At 50.5% G+C, this 19,624-nt stretch carries 16 protein-coding genes; 12 read left to right on the forward strand and 4 right to left on the reverse strand.

The genetic code is table 11. The features are described from left to right. Positions 1–19: 19 nt before the first annotated feature. From O9139_RS14515 to O9139_RS14540, 6 genes are all read left to right on the forward strand, one after another. The gene (locus O9139_RS14515; RefSeq protein WP_270880186.1) at positions 20–1,345 is read left to right on the forward strand and encodes an extracellular solute-binding protein; all 1,326 of its coding nucleotides are present in this window, start codon (positions 20–22) and stop codon (positions 1,343–1,345) included. Positions 1,346–1,433: 88 nt separating this feature from the next. Further along, the gene (locus tag O9139_RS14520) at positions 1,434–2,372 is read left to right on the forward strand and encodes a carbohydrate ABC transporter permease (protein ID WP_270880187.1); all 939 of its coding nucleotides are present in this window, start codon (positions 1,434–1,436) and stop codon (positions 2,370–2,372) included. A gap of 20 nt (positions 2,373–2,392) precedes the next feature. Beyond that, positions 2,393–3,220 (forward strand): carbohydrate ABC transporter permease, encoded by an 828-nt coding sequence (locus O9139_RS14525; protein WP_270880188.1) that lies wholly within the window; start codon positions 2,393–2,395, stop codon positions 3,218–3,220. A 95-nt stretch (positions 3,221–3,315) separates the two neighbouring features. Then, the gene (locus tag O9139_RS14530; RefSeq protein ID WP_270880189.1) at positions 3,316–5,115 is read left to right on the forward strand and encodes a cache domain-containing sensor histidine kinase; all 1,800 of its coding nucleotides are present in this window, start codon (positions 3,316–3,318) and stop codon (positions 5,113–5,115) included. Further along, entirely contained in the window at positions 5,087–5,863 is a 777-nt protein-coding gene (locus O9139_RS14535) for a response regulator transcription factor (RefSeq protein WP_270880190.1), read from the forward strand. Before O9139_RS14530 ends, O9139_RS14535 begins: the two co-directional genes overlap by 29 nt. Before the next feature lie 24 nt (positions 5,864–5,887). After that, the gene (locus O9139_RS14540) at positions 5,888–7,174 is read left to right on the forward strand and encodes an ABC transporter substrate-binding protein (RefSeq protein WP_270880191.1); all 1,287 of its coding nucleotides are present in this window, start codon (positions 5,888–5,890) and stop codon (positions 7,172–7,174) included. A 71-nt stretch (positions 7,175–7,245) separates the two neighbouring features. Here the strand turns inward: O9139_RS14540 and O9139_RS14545 are convergent, their stop codons facing one another. From O9139_RS14545 to O9139_RS14560, 4 genes are all read right to left on the reverse strand, one after another. Next, on the reverse strand, positions 7,246–7,413 hold the full coding sequence (locus O9139_RS14545) for a hypothetical protein (protein ID WP_270880192.1): 168 nt from the start codon (positions 7,411–7,413) through the stop codon (positions 7,246–7,248). 95 nt (positions 7,414–7,508) lie between these two features. After that, the gene (locus O9139_RS14550; protein ID WP_270880193.1) at positions 7,509–8,879 is read right to left on the reverse strand and encodes a DUF4129 domain-containing protein; all 1,371 of its coding nucleotides are present in this window, start codon (positions 8,877–8,879) and stop codon (positions 7,509–7,511) included. Then, positions 8,860–9,999 carry a DUF58 domain-containing protein gene (locus tag O9139_RS14555; RefSeq protein WP_270880194.1) on the reverse strand — a complete coding sequence of 380 codons (1,140 nt, stop codon included), beginning with the start codon at positions 9,997–9,999 and terminating at the stop codon, positions 8,860–8,862. The genes O9139_RS14550 and O9139_RS14555 overlap by 20 nt, the downstream gene beginning before the upstream one ends. Before the next feature lie 3 nt (positions 10,000–10,002). Further along, the gene (locus O9139_RS14560) at positions 10,003–10,959 is read right to left on the reverse strand and encodes an AAA family ATPase (protein ID WP_270880195.1); all 957 of its coding nucleotides are present in this window, start codon (positions 10,957–10,959) and stop codon (positions 10,003–10,005) included. Between the two features lie 337 nt (positions 10,960–11,296). On the opposite strand from O9139_RS14560, the gene O9139_RS14565 reads away from it, so the two are divergent. The 6 genes from O9139_RS14565 (at position 11,297) to mglC (ending at position 19,601) form a co-directional block, all read left to right on the forward strand. Next, entirely contained in the window at positions 11,297–12,952 is a 1,656-nt protein-coding gene (locus O9139_RS14565) for a response regulator (RefSeq protein WP_270880196.1), read from the forward strand. 3 nt (positions 12,953–12,955) lie between these two features. Then, positions 12,956–14,743: a cache domain-containing sensor histidine kinase gene (locus tag O9139_RS14570; RefSeq protein ID WP_270880197.1), complete on the forward strand. Its 1,788-nt coding sequence runs from the start codon at positions 12,956–12,958 to the stop codon at positions 14,741–14,743. A gap of 19 nt (positions 14,744–14,762) precedes the next feature. After that, positions 14,763–15,740, forward strand: coding sequence for a substrate-binding domain-containing protein (locus O9139_RS14575; RefSeq protein WP_270880198.1), 978 nt, complete (start codon positions 14,763–14,765; stop codon positions 15,738–15,740). 108 nt (positions 15,741–15,848) lie between these two features. Next, positions 15,849–16,931: a galactose ABC transporter substrate-binding protein gene (locus O9139_RS14580; protein WP_270880199.1), complete on the forward strand. Its 1,083-nt coding sequence runs from the start codon at positions 15,849–15,851 to the stop codon at positions 16,929–16,931. A gap of 100 nt (positions 16,932–17,031) precedes the next feature. Next, a complete protein-coding gene (locus O9139_RS14585) occupies positions 17,032–18,549 on the forward strand; it encodes a sugar ABC transporter ATP-binding protein (RefSeq protein ID WP_270880200.1) in 1,518 nt (505 codons plus the stop codon). Between the two features lie 20 nt (positions 18,550–18,569). Then, entirely contained in the window at positions 18,570–19,601 is a 1,032-nt protein-coding gene (mglC, locus tag O9139_RS14590) for a galactose/methyl galactoside ABC transporter permease MglC (RefSeq protein ID WP_270880201.1), read from the forward strand. Positions 19,602–19,624: the final 23 nt, after the last annotated feature.

Consider the following 19,624-nt stretch of genomic DNA (forward strand, 5'->3'; position numbering starts at 1 on the left):
GCGAGGGGAGAGACAAGAAATGAAGAAATGGGCCTCACTTTCCATTGTTAGTATGCTTTTATTAAGCGCCTGCGGGGGCAACGTGCAAACGGCAGCGACGGATAGCGGTAAAAAAGACACCGGCGGCACTGAGCCGAAACAGACGGCGCAAGCGTCATCCGGCGAGAAGAAAAAGCTTTCCTTTTGGTATATCGAAACGGGGCAAAGAAAGGAATTAATTGAAGCTACGGTTCAAAAGTTCATGCAGCAAAATCCGGATGTGGAAGTCGAAGCGGTGCAAATTCCGAACGACGCCTATAAAACCAAGCTGTCTGTAGCAATGGGCGGCGGCAGTCCGCCGGATGTGTTCCACTCCTGGGGAGGCGGCTGGCTGAAGCAGTTTGTATCCGCTAACCAAGTGCTGGATCTCACGGGCAAAGTGAACAGCGATTCCTACGTTCCTGCAGCGATAGGCGCAGCTACGTTTAATTCCAAGATCTATGGAGCTCCACTGGCGATGTCGGTTGTTCCAATGTTCTATAACAAGGAAATTTTCGCCAAATATCAGCTGCAGCCACCGAAAACGTATGATGAATTCCTGGCGATTATCGACAAGCTGAAGAAAGAAAATATTATTCCCATCGCCATGGCGAATAAAACGAAGTGGCCGGCCGCCTTCTACCTCATGTACTTTGCCGAGAAGCTTGCAGGACCGCAAATTTTCTCGGAGGCGTTTGAACGCACAGGCCGTACTTTCGACGATCCGGCTTACGTAAAGGCCGGTGAAATGATTCAGGATCTGGTCAAGCGTGGCGCGTTTAACCCGGGCTTTAACGGACTGACTTATGACACGGGGCAATCCCGCCAGCTGCTCTATACGGGAAAAGCGGCCATGGAAATGCAGACCGCCTCTTATGTCAATAACGTGCGCAATGAAGCGCCGGATTTTGAAAAGAAGCTGGGCATGTTCCCATTCCCTGAGATTCCAGGCGGAAAGGGGAACATCTCCAACGTCGTCGGTGGCGTCTCCCCGGTCTTCTCCGTGGCAGCCAAGTCCAAATATCCGGATAAAGCCGTCGAGCTTGTCAAAATGTTAACGTCCCAAGAGCTGGCGCAGCAGTTCACCGATAAAACGAGCGCGATCTCTGCGGTGAAAGGCGTGGAATATAAAGACCCGTTTGCTATTCAACTGAACGATATGCTGAGCAAGGCAGGGTACTTGCAGACATTCTATGATCAAACTTTGCCGCCGGATCTGGCTGAGCTGCACAAAGATACGACGCAAGCGTTGTTTGGGGAAACGATGACACCAGCGGAGGCGGCCAAACAGATGGAAGCCAAAGCGAAAGAGATTTTGAAGAAGTAGTTCGAAAAGAACGATCACTCGGAGGGAAGGGAGAGCTAGCCTTCCTTCCGATGATTTAGATTCAGCTGAACGGAGGTAGACCGAGGGGATGAACAGCTTAGCAGAAAAACGTACCGGCCAAGTGGAGCTCCAGAAAGCCGTTCCATCGCGCAAACATAAGCATACGGCTTTTATTATCGGATTTATCGGTCCGGCCTTACTTATTTATCTGACATATGTCATATTTCCAATCTTTTCAACGTTCTATTACAGTATGTTTCATTGGAGTGGTATCGAATCGAACAAAACCTTTATTCTCTTCGATAACTATATCAAGCTGATGGCGGACTCCGTTTTTTGGAAAACGGTTCTGAACAACTTGCTGTTGGTCGTCGCCTCCATTTTTACGCAGCTACCGTTGGGACTCGCTATGGCACTGCTGCTCATGGCCCCGATCAAAGGCATTCGCCTGTTCCGTACCGTGTATTTCATGCCGCTGCTGATGTCTACCGTCGCGCTAGGTATCTTGTGGACGTTTATTTACGATCCGACGATGGGGATTATTAATCAGGCGCTGGAGCTTCTGGGGCTTCAATCATGGCAGATGGGTTGGCTCGGGGACTCCAAGACTGCATTCCTTGCTGTAATCGTTACGATTTGCTGGCAATTTACACCGTTTTACATGATCTTATTCCGGGCGGCGATTTCCGGGATTCCGGAGGAAATTTATGAATCGGCCAAAATCGACGGCGCAAGCGGCTGGAAGCAGTTTTGGCGCATCACACTGCCTTTATTGAAGCCGACCATTGTCACGTCCTCGGTTCTATCCGTGATCGGATCGCTCAAATATTTTGATTTGATCTATGTCATGACCGAAGGCGGTCCGGACAGCAGCACAGAACTGATGGCTACCTACATGTACAAGCAAGCATTTGCTAAGTTCAACATGGGCTATGCGAGCACGATTTCGTTCACGATGTTTGTCATCTCGTTAATCGTCGCCATCTTCATACTCACAGCGGATAAGAACAGAGCTCAAGCGTCGTAACAAGGGGAGGAGGACAGCGAGTGACTGCGGTAAATTCAATTCAACGCGTAGGTCTTTATGTGATTGCTATTCTTGTGCTAGTTGTCACAGGATATCCTTTCATCTATATGGTGGCTACTTCTTTAAAAACGCAGCCGGAATTTTTTGAACATCCTGTTTCACTGCTGCCCAAGTTCAATTTTGAAAACTATGCCCTCGTTTTTAAACTGGGGATCGATACATATTTTCTCAACAGTGTCATCGTCTCGCTCATCTGTGTAACAGCCATCATCTATCTGTCAGCGATGATCAGCTTTCCGTTAGTGCGCATGCGCTTTAAGTTGAATCGGCCGATATTCTACTTGTTTCTGGCCGGCATGATGATTCCCGTGCATACGACATTGATTCCGATTTATATGCTCACTAAACAGATCGGATTATACGATTCAATGTGGGCGCTCGTCGGCCCTTACATCGCTTTCAGTTTGCCGATTTCGGTCATTATTCTTACGCAATTTATTCAAGAAATTCCGAAAGAGCTGGACGAGGCGGCTGTCATGGATGGTGCTAACCCTGCGCGCCTGTTCTGGAGCATCGTATTTCCTTTGTTAAGCCCGGCACTTGCGACGATTGCCATCTATAACTTCATTCATATCTGGAATGAGTTTGTCTTTGGTCTCGTCCTGATTACGACACCGGCAAAGATGACCCTCCCGCTCGGATTGAAAGCTTTCTACGGGGAATTCTCCGTGAATATTCCCGGCATTATGGCGACGCTTACGCTTGGCTCACTACCTCTGATGATTGCTTATTTTCTCGCTCAAGAAAAAGTGGTTAGCGGATTGTCGGCTGGCGCCGTCAAAGGATAGGATATATTTTACTGCGTACTTCCGAAAAGGTAGTGCGCTATTTCTATTCTTACTTTATAGTCATAAGAAAGCAGCAAGTCGTTAAGGAGTGGCCCATGTACAAGCTTATTGACAGACTGCGTTTAAACCGGACGCGTGTGCAAATATCACTCAGCTTTTTGTTTGTGATGGCTGTGGTGATCTCCTTGAGCGGAGGATTGCTTTATAAATCTACAACAGCGCTTTTTATTCAAAATACGGAGGGCTACTTGGGGGAGACGGCCAAGCAAGCCAGTGCTAGGGTAGATGCCGTATTGTCGCAGGTGGATACGATTAGTTTGCAAGTCGTGATGGACGCGCGAATTCAATCGCTTTTATACCGCTCTAAGCAGGGGCTGCAAATTCCCATCGACCAAAAGCTGTCCGTCCGCCCTGTCATTGATCAACTTGTCGCCTTGTCTTGGATAATCAAAGACATTGCTATTTACTCCGTCAATGATCCGTTCTACCCCTTGGCGAATCGCCAGTTGGACGATATCATCGGTAACGATCCGCTAACGATCAGCAGACTAAAGGCGGGACAGCTAGTGTTCACAGGCACCGATCCCCAGGATGACCAAGTGCTGCTGGCGGTTCGGCAAATCCGGCTGGAGCGGGATCATCTTTCTCCTGGCGGCTATGTTGTGATTAAAGTGATGAAATCGCTCGTCGATTTTTTTAATGAGGATTTTTCCTCGATAAAAGGCGGCAGCATGCATCTCTATGACCATAACAAGCTGTTGATAGCCTCGACCATGCCGTCTATGCTGATCGACAGGAATTTAAATGTGGGCACCCAGTCGGAGACGGATGGCATGTACCCCCGGCTGCAGATCAATGGCAGCGATTATTTGCATATTATCGAGCATTCCCGGCAGTTTAACTGGTCGATTCATATTTTGGTGCCGATCAGCACGATTACGGAGAAATCAGTTGTGCTGAAGCAGGTGCTGTTGTTTGCACTGGCAGCGGGTGGCATCGTGTTCATCGGACTTCTGTGGGTAGTGTCCAGGATGATTACCCGGCCCATCGGGCACCTGCGCAAAAAAATGCGCAGCGTTCATTTTGCACTGCCCACGATGAATGAAGTCACTTATTTTAATTATGAGATGAACGATTTGAATGCGGCGTATAACAAGCTGGTCCGGGAAATTAATGAGCTGGTTGAGACGGTTTATGAGAAGGAAAGGCTCAAAAATCAGGCGGAGATCAAAATGCTGCAAGCGCAAATTCATCCTCATTTTTTATTTAATACGCTAGAAGCGCTTTATTGGACATTGCGGGACAAACAAGATGCGGAGAGCGCAGATCTTGTGTTCCATCTGTCCAAGCTGTTCCGATATTCCATCAAGCATTCCGAGGGAGATGATTGGGTGGAATTGAGCAGCGAAGTCGAGCATTGCCGCAGATATTTGGAAATTATGAAATTCCGGATGGGCGACCGCTTATCTTGGGATATCCGAATGGAGTCCGACTTCAAGATGATCCGTATTCCCAAACTTCTGATTCAACCGCTGGTGGAGAATGCGATTCAACATGGCATCGAGCCTAAGGTACAAGGCGGCTCCATTGTACTGAATGTGAGACGAGTTGAAAGCGAGGGAGCTGTCTATCTGCAGATTAAGGTCAAGGATGATGGAGAAGGGATGGCCCAGGAGGATGTCGAGCTGCTGACGAAACGCTTGGCGAAAGCTGGGACCTTGCGCACGACAGGAGGCGGCATCGGCCTGACGAATGTGAAATCCCGTGTCATGCTGCATTATCCGGACAGAGGCGGGCTCACCTTGAGCAGCAGAAAAGGATGGGGGACGGAAGTTAGCATATATCTCCCGTATGAGGGGTTGAACGATGATGAAGCTGCACGTGCTAATCGCTGAGGATGAGCTCCCTACCCGGAGAGGCGTCTTCAACGCGCTACAGCAATATTCGCAAGGGGAGTGGCATATTCACGCTGTTGAGAACGGGCTGGAGGCCTTGGACTATGCGCTTCGCCATCCGGTCGATTTGCTGATTACCGATATTCGGATGCCTGGATTAACCGGCATTCAGCTCTTGGAGAAGCTGAAGATGGAGGGCCAAGCCATCGTTTCTATGCTGCTGACAGGGTATGCCGAGTTTGAGTACGCCAGAGCCGCCATGAAATTCGGCGCGATCAATTACATCCTCAAACCGTTCGACCACGAGAGCTTGCTGACAGCCGTTCAGGCGGCGTGTGAAGAGATTCTCGTTCGTCAGCGCCAGCAGGATGTACAGCAGGCGGAAGCGGAGAACGAGGAAGAGGCGCTGGCTGCGAAGATTCGGAACGAGTCGATTCGCAAGGCGCTAGCCTATATTACAGCCGAGCTGCACCGTCCGACACTGAGCATTAAGGATGTAGCGGATCATATTCATCTCAATCCGAGCTATACATCTGTGCTGTTTAAAGAGGAGACGAAAATTACGTTCAGCGAATTCGTCAACCGAAGCCGGCTGCGGCGAGCTAAATCGCTGCTACATGCCACCGACAAGAAAATTTATGAAATCGCGGATTGCGTCGGCTTTTCATCTTCCAAATACTTCGTGCAAGTGTTTCGGGATGTTGAAGGCATGACACCGAATCAATACCGGAATCATCATGCTGAATAGCAAGATAAGGGGGGTTCCTGGGTAATGCGCTTCCTATGTGTATGGCTAATTAGCTGTTTGTTGGCGGTATTCAGTGCCGGCTGCATGTCCTTCCGTCCTTCGGAAAATCAAGCTCTTCCGACTGCCACGCCCCCAGTAAAAATTACGATATGGGCTCAGGAGACCAAGGATCCCCGGCAAGTATCTTTGCAAGAGAGCATTCAGAAATTTAATCAAGCGCATACGGATATGCAAATTGTCCCTTTTTACTACGAGTCGGAGACGTATAAAAATAAACTAAGAGTCGCCGTGGTCTCGGGAAACATGCCAGATCTGTTTTATTTCTGGACCGGGGATAACTTCAAGCAGTTGGTTCAATCCCGAGTGGCTGCGGATTTGAACGGTTTATTGGAAGCCCACCCCGATTATAAGCAGCAATTTGCCCAAGATGCTTTGCAAAGCACCTCCTATGAGGGTCATGTGTACGGGATCCCTTATGCGGTGCGTCATGTGGTGATGTGGTATAACAAATCTTTATTTCAAGAGAATGGCCTGACACCGCCCTCCACCTGGAATGAACTGTTGAACATCGTAAAGGTCCTATCCAACAAAGGAATTACGCCGGTTGCGGCGGCTGGCAAGGAGCGCTGGCCCTTGCTTCATTGGTTCGCCTATTTGTCCAACCGCTTAGGTGGCGATGAGCCGATGCAGCGCGTCCTGAAGCGGGAGTCTTTGACCGATCCGAGCTTTATCGAGGCCGGGCTGCGATTCCACGAGCTCGTTAAAAAGAAGGCGTTTGCCCCGTCATTCCTCGGCATGGATGTGACAGCTGCGGAACGCATGTTCTTGTCCGGCAAAGCTGCCATGTACTTGGAGGGCGATTGGACGGCCGGCAAATTGTTCAGCTACAATGACTACAGCACGGATGTTGGCTACTTCCGCTTCCCGACGGTTGACGGCAAGGGTGATCCGACCCAATACTATGGAGGGTATTCCTCCGGCTGGGCCATTTCGGCTGGAAGCCATCATATGCAGGAGGCTTTTGAGGTGCTGAGCTTTTTGACAAGCGCAGAGGAAAACATGCGGCTCGCAGAGAACAGCGGCACCATCTCACCCATTCACAATTTGCAAATCTCAAAGACGAATACGATACCTGCTTTATATGACTATATGCAGTTTATCGAGCGGGATCCTACGGGCTATTTCGGATATTATGATCAGCAAATGGATGATGGCAGGGCACAGCAGCTGCTGGATGCGGTAATCACCTTCGCCGGTGAAGAGGAGATGAGCCGGCAAGATATCGAAGCCGTATTAGCGAATATTCGATAAAAAAAGAACGCTTTGCGCCGCATGTGCGCAAAGCGTTTTAATCATTTTTGCCGTTTTCTATGTAGATGCAGCTATCTATAAACGCCGCATTTTTTTGCGAGTGTAGGCCATGTTGCGACGAACATGTTTTCCCATCTGTCCTCGGGCAGCACTCTGATCCATCTGGCGATTTGATCCAAGCCCATCTCGCATAGTGTGTTCATAACTTCTTCTTTTTCGCATGTTTTTGTTGCCAACATCCTTAACCACCTCAGTCAGTCGTATTCAAACAATTATGTATATGCGCCAAATTGAAAATATGTTCCACCTGCTGGAAAGGCATGTGTGTTTGGTGTCATTTTTTTTGTGAATCCTTCAAATCTTTGGGCAAAATCGGTTGCGCAGCCTGTAGCACTTCGTCCAGCTTCCCCTCGGGAACCTCCTTGTCTCCATACCGGGCTTGGTTATAAGCCTCCGTAATCGCATGAACCGCCTGCGTGGGGATGTGAAAGCGGTCTTCATGCACCAGCTCCTGCCTGTTCTCGTTAGGCGTCAACGTTCGATTATAGGTGTACCCGCGTACTGAGGCATGATCGACTAAGAGAGCATACAAATAGCGGATACGTTCACGGTTGTCGGTCAACTCCGACCACTTGATGCGTCGATCCTTATGGCGCAGAGCTTTCGCTGTCAGCCGCCTCCACCATGCCTCTCGAGCGGACTTCCAGTCAATTAGGCTTTCCTTTTCATCGGTGAAATTGGCCGTTTCTATTTGCTGCTGGTTCATCCGCGTTTGTTGCAGCAGTCTGTGAATCAAGCGGCGAACTACGGGAGCCAGTTTGGTGACGATGAAATAAATCGCGAAACCAATAACGGCCGCAATGAAAACATAGGCGAGAGCGATCTTCGCATACTCCCAAAACGTATCCCACCAGGAGGGCTCAGACTTCGCAGGAGGCAGCGGCGGGAACGGCTGCTGCATCGGCGCGTCGGGCTGTGGAGGCTCGGGAGGCGAATCGGAATGAAGCAATCGGAACAGCCAGATGAAAAAAGCGTGCAGCATGTCGGACAGGAACTGCTTCAGCTTCTGGAAGTAAGCGACAGCGGCGATTACGGCCAGGAGTACGATGAGCCACAAGCGGCCGGCTCTGCGCACGGAGCCTGACAAGGCCGCGTCAGCGTGTTCGGCGCTTGCCAGCGTAGCCCGCAGCAGCTGCATGCGATTGAGCGTAAATACAGTAATTGCCAAAGTGCAGAACCCGAGGCCGTTCATCCAGCCGATCCACGCGTGATAATCACCCATACGCCCCATGATGGGAACAACAATAAAATTAAGGCAAATGGCGATGGCAAACAAGTGAATCGGGAATAGGTTGAGCGAGATGTCTTTGGCATAGCGGTTACCGCGATAAACAGCCCACACGCCAGGCAGGGCACAGACCCAACCGTGCCAGTCGTTACCGTGAAAGAGACAGGAGAGACCATAGGCAGCGGCCAGAGCAAACAAATATTCATAAAGCCGCTTGGTCAACAGTCGTGTTGTTGCGCCTGCATAGCCTGCTATGTAGGAAAGCAGGTATTGCAGAAGAGTCGAGGCCAGCGGTGTGCCGGCTGCTTGAACTTGTAGAATGACGACGAGCGGAAAATAAAGGGTTAGCTCGGCCGCTCCCCATAACAGGGTGAGTCCTAATCCGTAAAGCCACTGTTTAGCGTCGGTTGACCGCATGATAAGGCTGCACCTCCTGTTCGGGCAAATCTGTGCCGGTCAGGTGATGTGCCAGCGGCACGATGCTTACGGCATGCCCACGCGCCTCCAGCTTGGCCATGCTGGCTTCGATATCAGCAGCTACAAAAGGCGTGATCAGCACGATGTCCATCGGCGAGCCGTCATCTTGTATCCATTGGTCGAGATAATCATGAAACGTCCGGCAGCACGATATTGCCAGCTTTGCCATCGTCTCGAACATAGCTTCGAGATGAGGCGTTCCGCCTTCCGGTGCGAGATAGACAGGTGTGCCGCTTTCGTCTTGCACCCAGCCGTTGTAGCCGAAACCGACCGGAATACCTTGACTGACGGCATATTCGGCCAGCGTGGCGGCGTAGGAGAGCCCGCGTTCCACTAGCTCAGGGTCAGTGACCGCGTCCCACATCGTCTCAGTAATCTGGCTGTTGACGATCAGCATAAGCCGCGGGTCTGCCGTGAAATCACGGTTGAACACCTGCAGCCGTTGGCTGCGGGCAGTCGCTTTCCAGTGTATGCTGCTCATCGTGTCCCCGTAACGGTATTCACGCACTCCGGAAGTGAGGAACGGGTCCTGGACGATCCACCGTTTCACGGTTATATCTCCCTGCCAGCGGCTGGAGGGAAGCGGGATGTCTTCCCAGCGGGCCAGCTGCGGGTAGACCAGCAGCTCCAGATTCAGCCGCTGCGTCCTGCCTGCAGCCTGCAGGCCAAAGAAATCGCCAATGGAAACGGCGGTCGTTTCCAGTTTATACCATCCACGTTTAACGCACAGTACTTGATGACGCCTGACAATTTTTGTAAAAGGCATAAGGCTGAACAAACTGCGATGATTTTGAAAAATCGCCCCGCTGCTGATCTCCAGATTCGTTTGCTGGCCGAAGCGGAGCCCGGTATGGATCGTCGACTCCAAGCGCAGCCAAGGGACAGGGGCAAGCTTGCGGTTCACAATCGTCTCGACCATCACCACCTCCTCACCGGCGTGACAACGGCCTGTGGAGAAGGTGCGGTCGATGCGCACTCGGGCTAAGCCGAAGCGGGCGAACAACTGATGCTGGACGAGGCCGAGGACGACAGCGATCAGAACGATCCAGCTGATTCCCATCGGCTAGCCCAGCTTTACTTCGGTCGGCACCGCAGTGGCCGCCAGGATCTTATCCAGCAGCGCCTGCGCCTGCTGGTCCTGCTGGCGCGAGCGCGTGCGCAGCAGCAGGCGGTGCGCCCATACGGGCTTGACCATGCCCTTGATGTCATCGGGCAGGACATAGTCGCGGCCGCGGAGCGACGCGTGAACCTGCGCCGATTTCATCAAGGCGCGGACTCCACGCGGGCTGACGCCGAGCGCGGCCTCGGGATGCGTGCGCGTCGCTTCGGCGAGCTGCACGATGTACCGCAGCAGGTCGTCGCTGACGCGCACCTGCGTGTAGCTTTGCTGAGCGTCGAGCAGCTCAGCCCGGCTGACGACCGGCAGCAGCTGGTCCAGGGGGTCGTGCTGCCGGTACATGTTCAAGATCTCGAGCTGCTCAGCCGACGTCGGGTAGCCCATCGAGATCTTCATCAGGAAGCGGTCGAGCTGTGCTTCCGGCAGTGGGAACGTCCCCTGATTCTCCACAGGGTTCTGCGTGGCAATGACGAGAAACGGCGACTCCAGGCGGCGCGTTTCTCCATCGATGCTGACCTGCCGTTCTTCCATGCACTCCAGCAAGCTGGACTGCGTGCGCGGCGTCGCGCGGTTAATCTCATCGGCGAGCACGATGTGCGCGAATAACGGCCCCGGGCGGAATTCAAACTCGCCCAGCTTTTGATTAAAATAATTGATGCCGCTTACATCTGACGGCAGCAGATCCGGTGTGAACTGGATGCGCTTCATCGTGCCATCCAAAGAGCGGGCCAGCGCTTTGGCCAGCTGGGTTTTGCCGGTGCCCGGCACGTCCTCCAGCAGCACATGCCCGGAGGCGATTAGCGCGATGAGCATCAGCTCCACGACGTCCTCTTTGCCGACGATGACTTTGCCTACATTATGCTGAATACGTGAAGCTAAGGTTGCGATCGATGTGAGATCCAATGTGTTCCCCTCCCGTGAAGTTCTGTTTACCTAATTTTAGCAGATAATCGGGTTTTGAGGGGACGTGCAAATTTACAAAAATCTTGTATGAAAGTTACAGCGAAGCTGGGTCGGAGCAGGCTTATTATACTTTAAGCTGTGTCTCCCGAATGTGATATGATTTGCCGTTTCAATTACACTGGAAAGAGGGTGCCCCTTAGCCATTTTTATAGCTTGTGGGGCACCCTCTTTGCAAAAGGTTGTGTATTCCCCAACCACTTAGTACAATGTTGTTGAAGAAGCAGATACTGTCGGAACGTGTCTTCTCTTGAAAACACGCAGGGGGATATTCATATATATGTACAAACTGATTTTGGTGGACGACGAAGAAGATGTGCGGGAAGGGGTCGTCCAGGAAATTGACTGGGAAGCGATCGGCTTCGAAGTCGTAGATAAGGCGGAGAACGGCCGGGAAGCACTGGAGCTGGTAGAGAGGCTGCAGCCGGACGTCGTCGTAACGGACATCCAGATGCCGTTTATGAATGGGTTGGAATTCGCTGAAGCGATTCGAGAGCGCTTTCCTACCATTAAGATCATCATCTTGACCGGGCATGATGAGTTCGAATATGCGCAGCGCGCGATCAAACTGCACATTGATGAGTATGTGCTCAAGCCTTTTTCGGCGCAGGAGCTTATTCATGCGCTGCTCAAGGTGAAGGCGCAGATTCAGGAGGAAGTTGCACATCGAGAGAACGTGCAGCTGCTGTTGGAGCATTACCGTAAAAGTATGCCGGTGCTGAAGGAGAATTTTCTTGCATCGCTGATGAACCGCAAGCTGCCTCGAGACGAAGTGATGGAGAAAGCGTCGAATTATGGCATATCGCTCGATGGCAGCAGCTTCGTGGTGGCCATCATCAGCATCGACGGTGTGCTGATCGCGGAAGATGATCCGGATAAGCGTGCCGAGCTGGCGTCGAATGTTTCATTGAAATATTCGGAGGACCAGGCCTTGAAGTATTTTGCTCTGCTGAATATTACCGAGGAAATTGCCGGCAAACGCAATCTCGGTCTCGTTTTCATGCATAACGATCAGGTTGTCGTATTAGCTGTACGGGCTGCCAGTGATCGGGATATTGCCCTGCAGGAGACGATGAAGGCGCTTGAAGAAGTGCGCCAGAACGTGGAGAAGTATTTGAAGTTCTCCGTGACGGTCGGCATTGGCTCTGTGATGAAGGATGTGACCAAGATCAGCTACTCCTATGAGGATGCGGAGCTGGCGCTGGATTACAGGCTGATCCTCGGCAATAACCGGATGATCAGTATCGATGATGTGGAGAATCGCAGCGTGGAGAAGGTACGCTTCGATGACCGCAAGGAGCACGCCTTAATAAGAAGCATTAAGGTAGGCACGAGCTTGGAAATGAAAGAGACGATGGATGAACTCTTCATGGGTGTGGAGAGTAGTGTTTCCGTGAAGGACTACCAAATTTACTTGCTCGAGATGCTGACGTGCATCTTGAAGGCGGCGAAGGACGCGAACCTGAACTTGGACGAGGTGTTCGGCGAGAACTTCGTGCCTTTTACAGAAATTAACAAGTTTACTTCGTTGGAAGAGGCGAAGCATTGGTTTATGGAGCTGTGTGCCGGCATCATGAACCATATTGCGGCGGACCGTCAATATACGTATAAGAATTTGGTGGAAATGGCCAAAGATTATACAAAGAGTCACTATCATGAAGGCGATATCACCATTAATAAGGTGTGCAGCCATCTGCATATTAGCGCAGGTTATTTCAGCAGCATTTTCAAAAAAGAGACCAAGATGACGTTCGTCAACTATTTAAACCATATCCGCATGGAAGCGGCGATGGAATTGCTGCGGACGACAGATATGAAGGCACTGGAGATCGCGGAGAAAGTCGGCTACGCCGATGCGAATTATTTTAGCTTCAGCTTCCGCAAAAATGTCGGTGTTTCCCCGAAAGAGTACAGAAACAGTTTCAGAGGGGTGTAAGGCTTGGGTAAAAAAATCAAAGCACTATTCAAGGCATTGTATACCGTACTGCTTGACACGATCAGTGTCAGGAGCATCCAGTTTACGATTACATTGTCTTTTATTTTTATCGCCGTGACGATCATGCTGATCGTCTCTTTGGTGCTGTATAACAAGTTCTCGAAAACAGCGGAAGAGAACGCTTTTTTGAATACGCAGCAAATCATTGAGCAGATGCAGTTCAATCTGGAGAACTACATCAAAGGCATGTCGGACACATTCCAGGTGGTGGACGCGAAGATCGCCAAGGCTCACGGCGTTCCGTCGGATAAGTTGCTGGAGCAGCTTAACACGATCGCGAGCACGCGGGAAGACATCGTGTCGATTGATCTTTTTACCGCTGACGGGCAGCTGGTGACCGGGATCAACAATACGGACATGCGCAGCAATACACGGCTGACCGATCAGTCCTGGTTTAAGTCGGCGCTGGAGAATCCGAATCATCTTACTTTTTCGCTGCCGCATATTCAGAATCTGTTCAAGGAGCCGTATAAGTGGGTCGTTTCCATGAGCAAAGGGGTGACGATTCAGCGCGGTGGTCAATGGGTGGATGCGGTGCTGCTGGTCGATGTCAATTTCAAGACATTGGATGATGTATTCCGGACGGTTTCGCTTGGAAAAAAGGGCTATGTCTATATCATCGATGAATCAGCGGGTAATATTGTGTACCACCCGCAGCAGCAGCTCATTTATATCGGCCTGAAATATGAGAATGTCGAGCAGGCGTTGAAATTTTCGTATGGCAAATATATGGATGTCGCGGACGGCGAAACACGACTTAATGTGGTAAAAACTGTAAGTAACATCGGTTGGAAAATTATCGGCGTTTCTTATCTGGATGAGATCGTGACGACACGAAAAGAGATCAGTACGTTCATGATTTGGCTGTTCGTTATTGTACTGTTTTTTATTCTGCTGATCTCCGCTTTGATGTCCGCGCGCATTACCCAACCGATCAAGCGGTTGAAGAAGTCGATGGAGATGGTGGAGAAGGGGCATTTCGACACCTATATCCATGTGCGCGGCGCGGATGAGGTCGAGCAGCTCTCCCGCCGGTTCAATCTGATGGTCAGCCGGGTGCGGGAGCTGATGGATCAGAGCATTCACGAGCAGGAAGTGAAGCGGAAGAACGAGCTTGAGGTGCTGCAGTCGCAGATCAATCCGCACTTTCTCTATAATACGTTGAACTCGGTGGTGCGCATGGTGGGCAGCGGCAAGAATGAAGAGGTCGTCACGACGATCACTTCGCTGTCGAAGTTTTTTCGCATTTCGCTGAGCAAAGGGAAAAACATTATTACCGTCCAGGAAGAGATCGAGCATATCCGCAACTATCTGATCATCCAGAAAATGCGCTACAAAGACAAATTCGAGTATGAGATCGAAGTTGACGAAGAAGCGCTGCCCTACAAAACGTTAAAACTCATCATCCAGCCGATTGTCGAGAACGCCCTTTATCACGGAATCGAATATATGGCTGACGAAGGGCTGATCCAGATTTCCGTGAAGATCGTGCATGAACGGATTTTGTTCCAGATCCGCGACAATGGCGTCGGCATGTCGGAAGAGACGCTGAAGAACATCATGAACGGTAATGGCAAAAGCGCCAAAGGCTCCGGCGTCGGCCTGCGCAACGTGAATGAGCGGATCAAGCTTTATTTTGGCGCTAGTTACGGGGTTACGGTGGAGAGCGAACTGGAGGAAGGAACGACCGTGCAAATCTGGATTCCTAAGATGCTCGAGGAGGAAGTTTAATGAGAAATGAGGGAAAGCTATGAACCTGCAACTTGGACGCATTCTGCTCGTTACGTTGGTAGCGGCCGTTTCCTTGTCCTCCTGCACGAGACAACGCGAGGAACCGACGCCGACGGAGCAGAAAAAGCACTTGGAAGTTGTGCTGAGAAGCCAAGAGGGGGACTACTGGAAGACGGTGAAAATGGGGGCCGAAGTCGCCGCCAAAGAATTCGACGTGACACTGGATTTCCGCGCTCCTGGCGACGAAGCGGATGTGAAAGGACAGATTGCCCTGGTGGAGCAGTCAATCAGCATACGTCCGGATGCGATTGTGCTGGCGGCCAACGATTACAACGATCTGTCTGATGTCGTGGACCAGGCGGCCCATGCGGGCATCCCTGTTATCACGATCGATTCAGCCGTTAATTCCAAATCCATTCGCAGCTTCATCGGCGCGAACAATTACGAAGCGGGACAGCTCGCAGGCAAGCAGCTGGTGAAACTGATCGGAGCCAGCGGCGACATTGCCATCGTGAGCTTCAAGCAAGGGGAGCGCAACGCGGAACAGCGGGAGCAAGGCTTGCTGGAAGAGATTACGAAGTACCCGAATATCAAAGTGCTGGACAAAGTATACAGCTTAACCGACCGGGAACTGGCCGGCCAGCTGACGTGGCAAATTATCCAGCAGTTCCCACAGCTAGACGGGATTATCGCGCTGAATGAAATCTCATCGATCGGCGTTGCCGATGAGATTCAGAATCTTGGGCTGCAGGGCAAGGTGAAGATCATCACCTTTGACAACACCTCAGATGAACTGGAACTGCTGCAGGAGGGGGTTATTCAATCCACCATCGTGCAAAATCCGTTCAGCATCGGCTATCTGGGCGTGAAGAATGCGGTCGACGCGCTGAAGGGTAGAAAAATTGCTAATCGCGTAGATACAGGGTTTAGAGCGATTGATTTAGACAATATGTTCTGGTCGGATAATCAAAAACTATTGTTTCCCTTCGTAAAGTGATGAGAATTTCGATAGAACATATGAGGATTTTGCATTTGTTTTAAACATTTGATCCATTATAGTAAGGAATGTAAATAAAAACACGTATCTTTAAGGGAGGATCTTACCTTGAAAAAACTTCTTACCGTGGCAGTAGCAGGCGCACTGATGGCTTCCGTTGTTGGTTGCTCCAGCGCGAATAACCAAGCTTCTCCAGCACCGGCAGCATCCGCAGGCACAGGCGGCGCAGCTTCCGCAGCTCCAGCAGCAGATACAGGCAAAAAACCTACGATCGGTGTGGCGATCTACAAATTTGACGATACATTCATGTCCGGCGTTCGTGCTGCGATTGCTGACGCTGCTAAAGATAAAGCGAACGTGGATATCGTTGACAGCCAGAACTCCCAACCGACTCAAAACGATAAAGTAGACCTTTTCATTACGAAAAAAGTTAACGCTTTGGCCATCAACGCAGTTGATCGTACGGCAGCCGGCGTTATCATCGATAAAGCAAAAGCAGCTAACATTCCGGTTGTATTCCTGAACCGTGAGCCGCTTGAAGCAGATATGAAAAAATGGGATAAAGTATACTACGTAGGCGCGAAAGCAGAGCAATCCGGTACGATGGAAGGCCAACTGCTGGTTGACTACTTCAAAGCTCACCCAGAAGCCGATAAAAACAAAGACGGCAAAATCCAATACGTCATGCTTAAAGGCGAGCCAGGTCACCAAGATGCTGAGCTTCGTACGAAGTTCTCCATCCAAGCGATCACAGATGCTGGTCTGGGTGTAGAAAAAGTAGCTGAAGATACAGCTATGTGGGACCGCGTTAAAGGTCAAGAGAAAATGGCAGCATTCCTGGCTTCCAGCGAAAGCAAAATCGAAGCTGTTCTTGCGAACAACGACGACATGGCGCTTGGCGCAATCGAAGCTTTGAAAGCTAAAGGCTACTTCAAAGATGGTAAATACATGCCGGTTGTCGGCGTAGATGCAACAGCTCCAGCTTTGCAAGCGCTGAGCGACGGCACATTGCTCGGTACTGTACTGAACGATGCGAAGAACCAAGGCGCAGCGACTACAGCTGTAGCGACAGCTTTGGCACAAGGCAAAACGCCTGGCAAAGACACAACTGGCTATGATGTAACTGACGGTAAATACGTTTGGATTTCCTACAAAAAGATTACAAAAGATAACATGAACGAAGCGAAGTAATCGGTTGGATTGAGGCATTAAGGCAAGGGGCGGCAATGTATCCTTACGTTGCGCCCTTGCTCATATTATAGGGGAATGTGAGATGGCAGGGGGAGTTACCATGACTGTACATGAATATTTGCTGGAAATGAATGAAATCTCCAAAGAGTTCCCTGGCGTTAAAGCTCTGGACAATGTCACCCTGAAAGTGCGTCCAGGCAGCGTGCATGCGCTGATGGGAGAGAATGGAGCCGGCAAATCAACGTTGATGAAATGTTTATTCGGTATTTATAAACCGGATGGCGGCGAGATCAAGCTGAATGGCGAGACGGCCTCGATTACGAATTCCAAAGATGCGTTGCAAAACGGAATTTCGATGATTCATCAAGAGCTGCATCCAGTTCCATTCCGCAACGTAATGGAGAATATCTGGCTTGGCAGATTTCCACTTAAAGGAATCGGACCTTTGAAATTAGTGGACCACAAGAAAATGCGTAGAGACACAGAGAGCTTGTTCAAACAGCTCCAAATGGATATTAGTCCAGATACAACCGTAGGTACGTTATCTGTTTCCAAAGTGCAATCCCTCGAAATTGCTAAAGCAGTTTCATTTAATTCGAAAGTCATTGTTATGGATGAGCCGACTTCGTCGCTAACCGGCAATGAAGTTGAGCAGCTTTTCCGCATTATTCGCGATCTGAAAAGCCGCGGTGTTTCGATCATCTATATTTCACATAAAATGGAAGAAATTCTTGAGATTTCGGACGAGGTTACGATCATGCGGGATGGTACGAAGATCGGTACATGGCCGTCTTCCGAGCTGACGACGGACATGATCATCTCGAAGATGGTCGGCCGTGATCTGAAGGAACGCTTCCCTGAGCGCAGCAATGTGCCGAACGGCACGCTGATGAAAGTGGATGGGCTGACTTCCGTCGTTCCAAAATCATTCAAGGATGTATCCTTTGAGCTTCGCAAAGGTGAAATTCTCGGTATTGGCGGGCTTGTCGGCTCGCAGCGGACAGAGCTCATGGAGGCGCTGTTCGGACTGCGCGGACTGGCTTCCGGCTCGATCTCGGTGCATGGCAAAGAAGTCAAGCTGAAGTCGCCAATCGACGCGATTAAGCACAAAATTGCACTGCTGACGGAAGAACGCCGCGTGACCGGTATTTTCCCGGTACTATCCGTGCTGGAGAACACGGTCATTGCCAACTTGAACCGCTATATGAATCCGCTGGGCTTAATGAATGAAGCTAAGCGTCGTGAAGAAGTAAAACAAAGCATCGAGAAGCTTCGGGTGAAAACGCCGAACATGCATGCGTTGATTAAAAATCTGTCCGGCGGTAACCAGCAAAAGGTACTCCTCGCCAGATGGCTGCTCACAGAACCGGATGTGCTCCTGCTTGATGAGCCAACCAGGGGAATTGACGTAGGCGCGAAGTTTGAGATTTATTCAATCATCGCAGACCTCGCCAAGCAAGGTAAAAGTATTATCATGATCTCTTCTGAAATGCCCGAACTGCTTGGGATGTCAGACCGAATCATGGTCATGTGTGAAGGACGCCTTACGGGTATTGTAGACGGTAAAACTGCAACAGAAGAAGAGATTATGCGCCTTGCTGCACAGCATACGGCATAATTGGAGGAGGCCAATAAACAATGAGTACCAATACAGGAACAGTGAAATCCAGAGATTTTAGCGGGTTTATTACTAAATATGCCATTTACATCGTACTAGTGGTGTTGGTCGTCGGGATTGCGATCTACGATCCGCGATTCTTGTCGGTTAACATTTTGCGCGACATCTTGGTTCAATCGTCGACGCGCGTCCTGATCGCACTGGGCGCAGCGTTCATCCTAATTACAGGAGGAACGGACTTGTCAGCAGGCCGGATCGTCGGCTTGACCGCGGTTATCTCAGCGTCCATGCTGCAAACGCAGGATTATGGCCGCAGATTTTTCCCCGATCTGCCGCATCTGCCGCTGCTCGTTCCGATTATTATCTCCATCGTTGTCGGTCTTTTCATCGGTTTGGTCAATGGTTTCATCGTAGCTAAGTTCAAAGTGCCGCCATTCATCGCTACGCTGGGTACAATGGTTGCGGTATACGGAGCGAACTCCCTTTACTTCGATATGAAACCGAACCAATCGCAGCCAATCGGCGGTTTGCGCCCTGATTTCAGCCAATTGGGTACAGGATTTATCGGTAAAGACGCCACTTATTCGATCCCATACATCGTAATCATTGCTATCGTCGTTGCGCTCATCGTATGGGTTGCTTTCAACAAAACGAAGCTTGGTAAATACATGTATGCGATCGGTGGCAACGTTCACGCAGCGATTGTATCCGGTATTAACGTGAACAAATATCTGATTTACATCTATGCCATCGCAGGTGCATTGTACGGTTTGGCAGGGGTATTGGAAGCTGCTCGTACAGGCGGTGCGACGAACAACTACGGTAACATGTATGAGCTTGATGCGATTGCGGCTTGCGTAGTCGGCGGCGTATCCACATCCGGCGGTATCGGTACGGTTCCAGGCGTACTTGCAGGGGTATTGATTTTCAGCGTTATCAACTACGGTTTGACGTTCATCGGTATCAGCCCATACTGGCAATTGATCATCAAAGGTTTGATCATTGTCGCGGCTGTAGCCTTCGATATGCGTAAATATATGAATTCCAAATAAATAAGCATGACCCGGGCTGTCGA

Origin of the sequence: Paenibacillus aestuarii (assembly GCF_027789125.1) — a bacterium.
Taxonomy (GTDB): Bacteria; Bacillota; Bacilli; order Paenibacillales; family NBRC-103111; genus Paenibacillus_E; species Paenibacillus_E aestuarii.

Excerpts from the sequence above, each read along its gene's own strand:
- O9139_RS14515 (WP_270880186.1), top strand. The coding sequence starts at position 20 with ATGAAGAAATGGGCCTCACTTTCCATTGTTAGTATGCTTTTATTAAGC.
- O9139_RS14520 (WP_270880187.1), top strand. The coding sequence starts at position 1,434 with ATGAACAGCTTAGCAGAAAAACGTACCGGCCAAGTGGAGCTCCAGAAA.
- O9139_RS14530 (WP_270880189.1), top strand. The coding sequence starts at position 3,316 with ATGTACAAGCTTATTGACAGACTGCGTTTAAACCGGACGCGTGTGCAA.
- O9139_RS14535 (WP_270880190.1), top strand. The coding sequence starts at position 5,087 with ATGATGAAGCTGCACGTGCTAATCGCTGAGGATGAGCTCCCTACCCGG.
- O9139_RS14540 (WP_270880191.1), top strand. The coding sequence starts at position 5,888 with ATGCGCTTCCTATGTGTATGGCTAATTAGCTGTTTGTTGGCGGTATTC.
- O9139_RS14545 (WP_270880192.1), bottom strand. The coding sequence starts at position 7,413 with ATGTTGGCAACAAAAACATGCGAAAAAGAAGAAGTTATGAACACACTA.
- O9139_RS14550 (WP_270880193.1), bottom strand. The coding sequence starts at position 8,879 with ATGCGGTCAACCGACGCTAAACAGTGGCTTTACGGATTAGGACTCACC.
- O9139_RS14555 (WP_270880194.1), bottom strand. The coding sequence starts at position 9,999 with ATGGGAATCAGCTGGATCGTTCTGATCGCTGTCGTCCTCGGCCTCGTC.
- O9139_RS14565 (WP_270880196.1), top strand. The coding sequence starts at position 11,297 with ATGTACAAACTGATTTTGGTGGACGACGAAGAAGATGTGCGGGAAGGG.
- O9139_RS14575 (WP_270880198.1), top strand. The coding sequence starts at position 14,763 with ATGAACCTGCAACTTGGACGCATTCTGCTCGTTACGTTGGTAGCGGCC.
- O9139_RS14585 (WP_270880200.1), top strand. The coding sequence starts at position 17,032 with ATGACTGTACATGAATATTTGCTGGAAATGAATGAAATCTCCAAAGAG.
- mglC (WP_270880201.1), top strand. The coding sequence starts at position 18,570 with ATGAGTACCAATACAGGAACAGTGAAATCCAGAGATTTTAGCGGGTTT.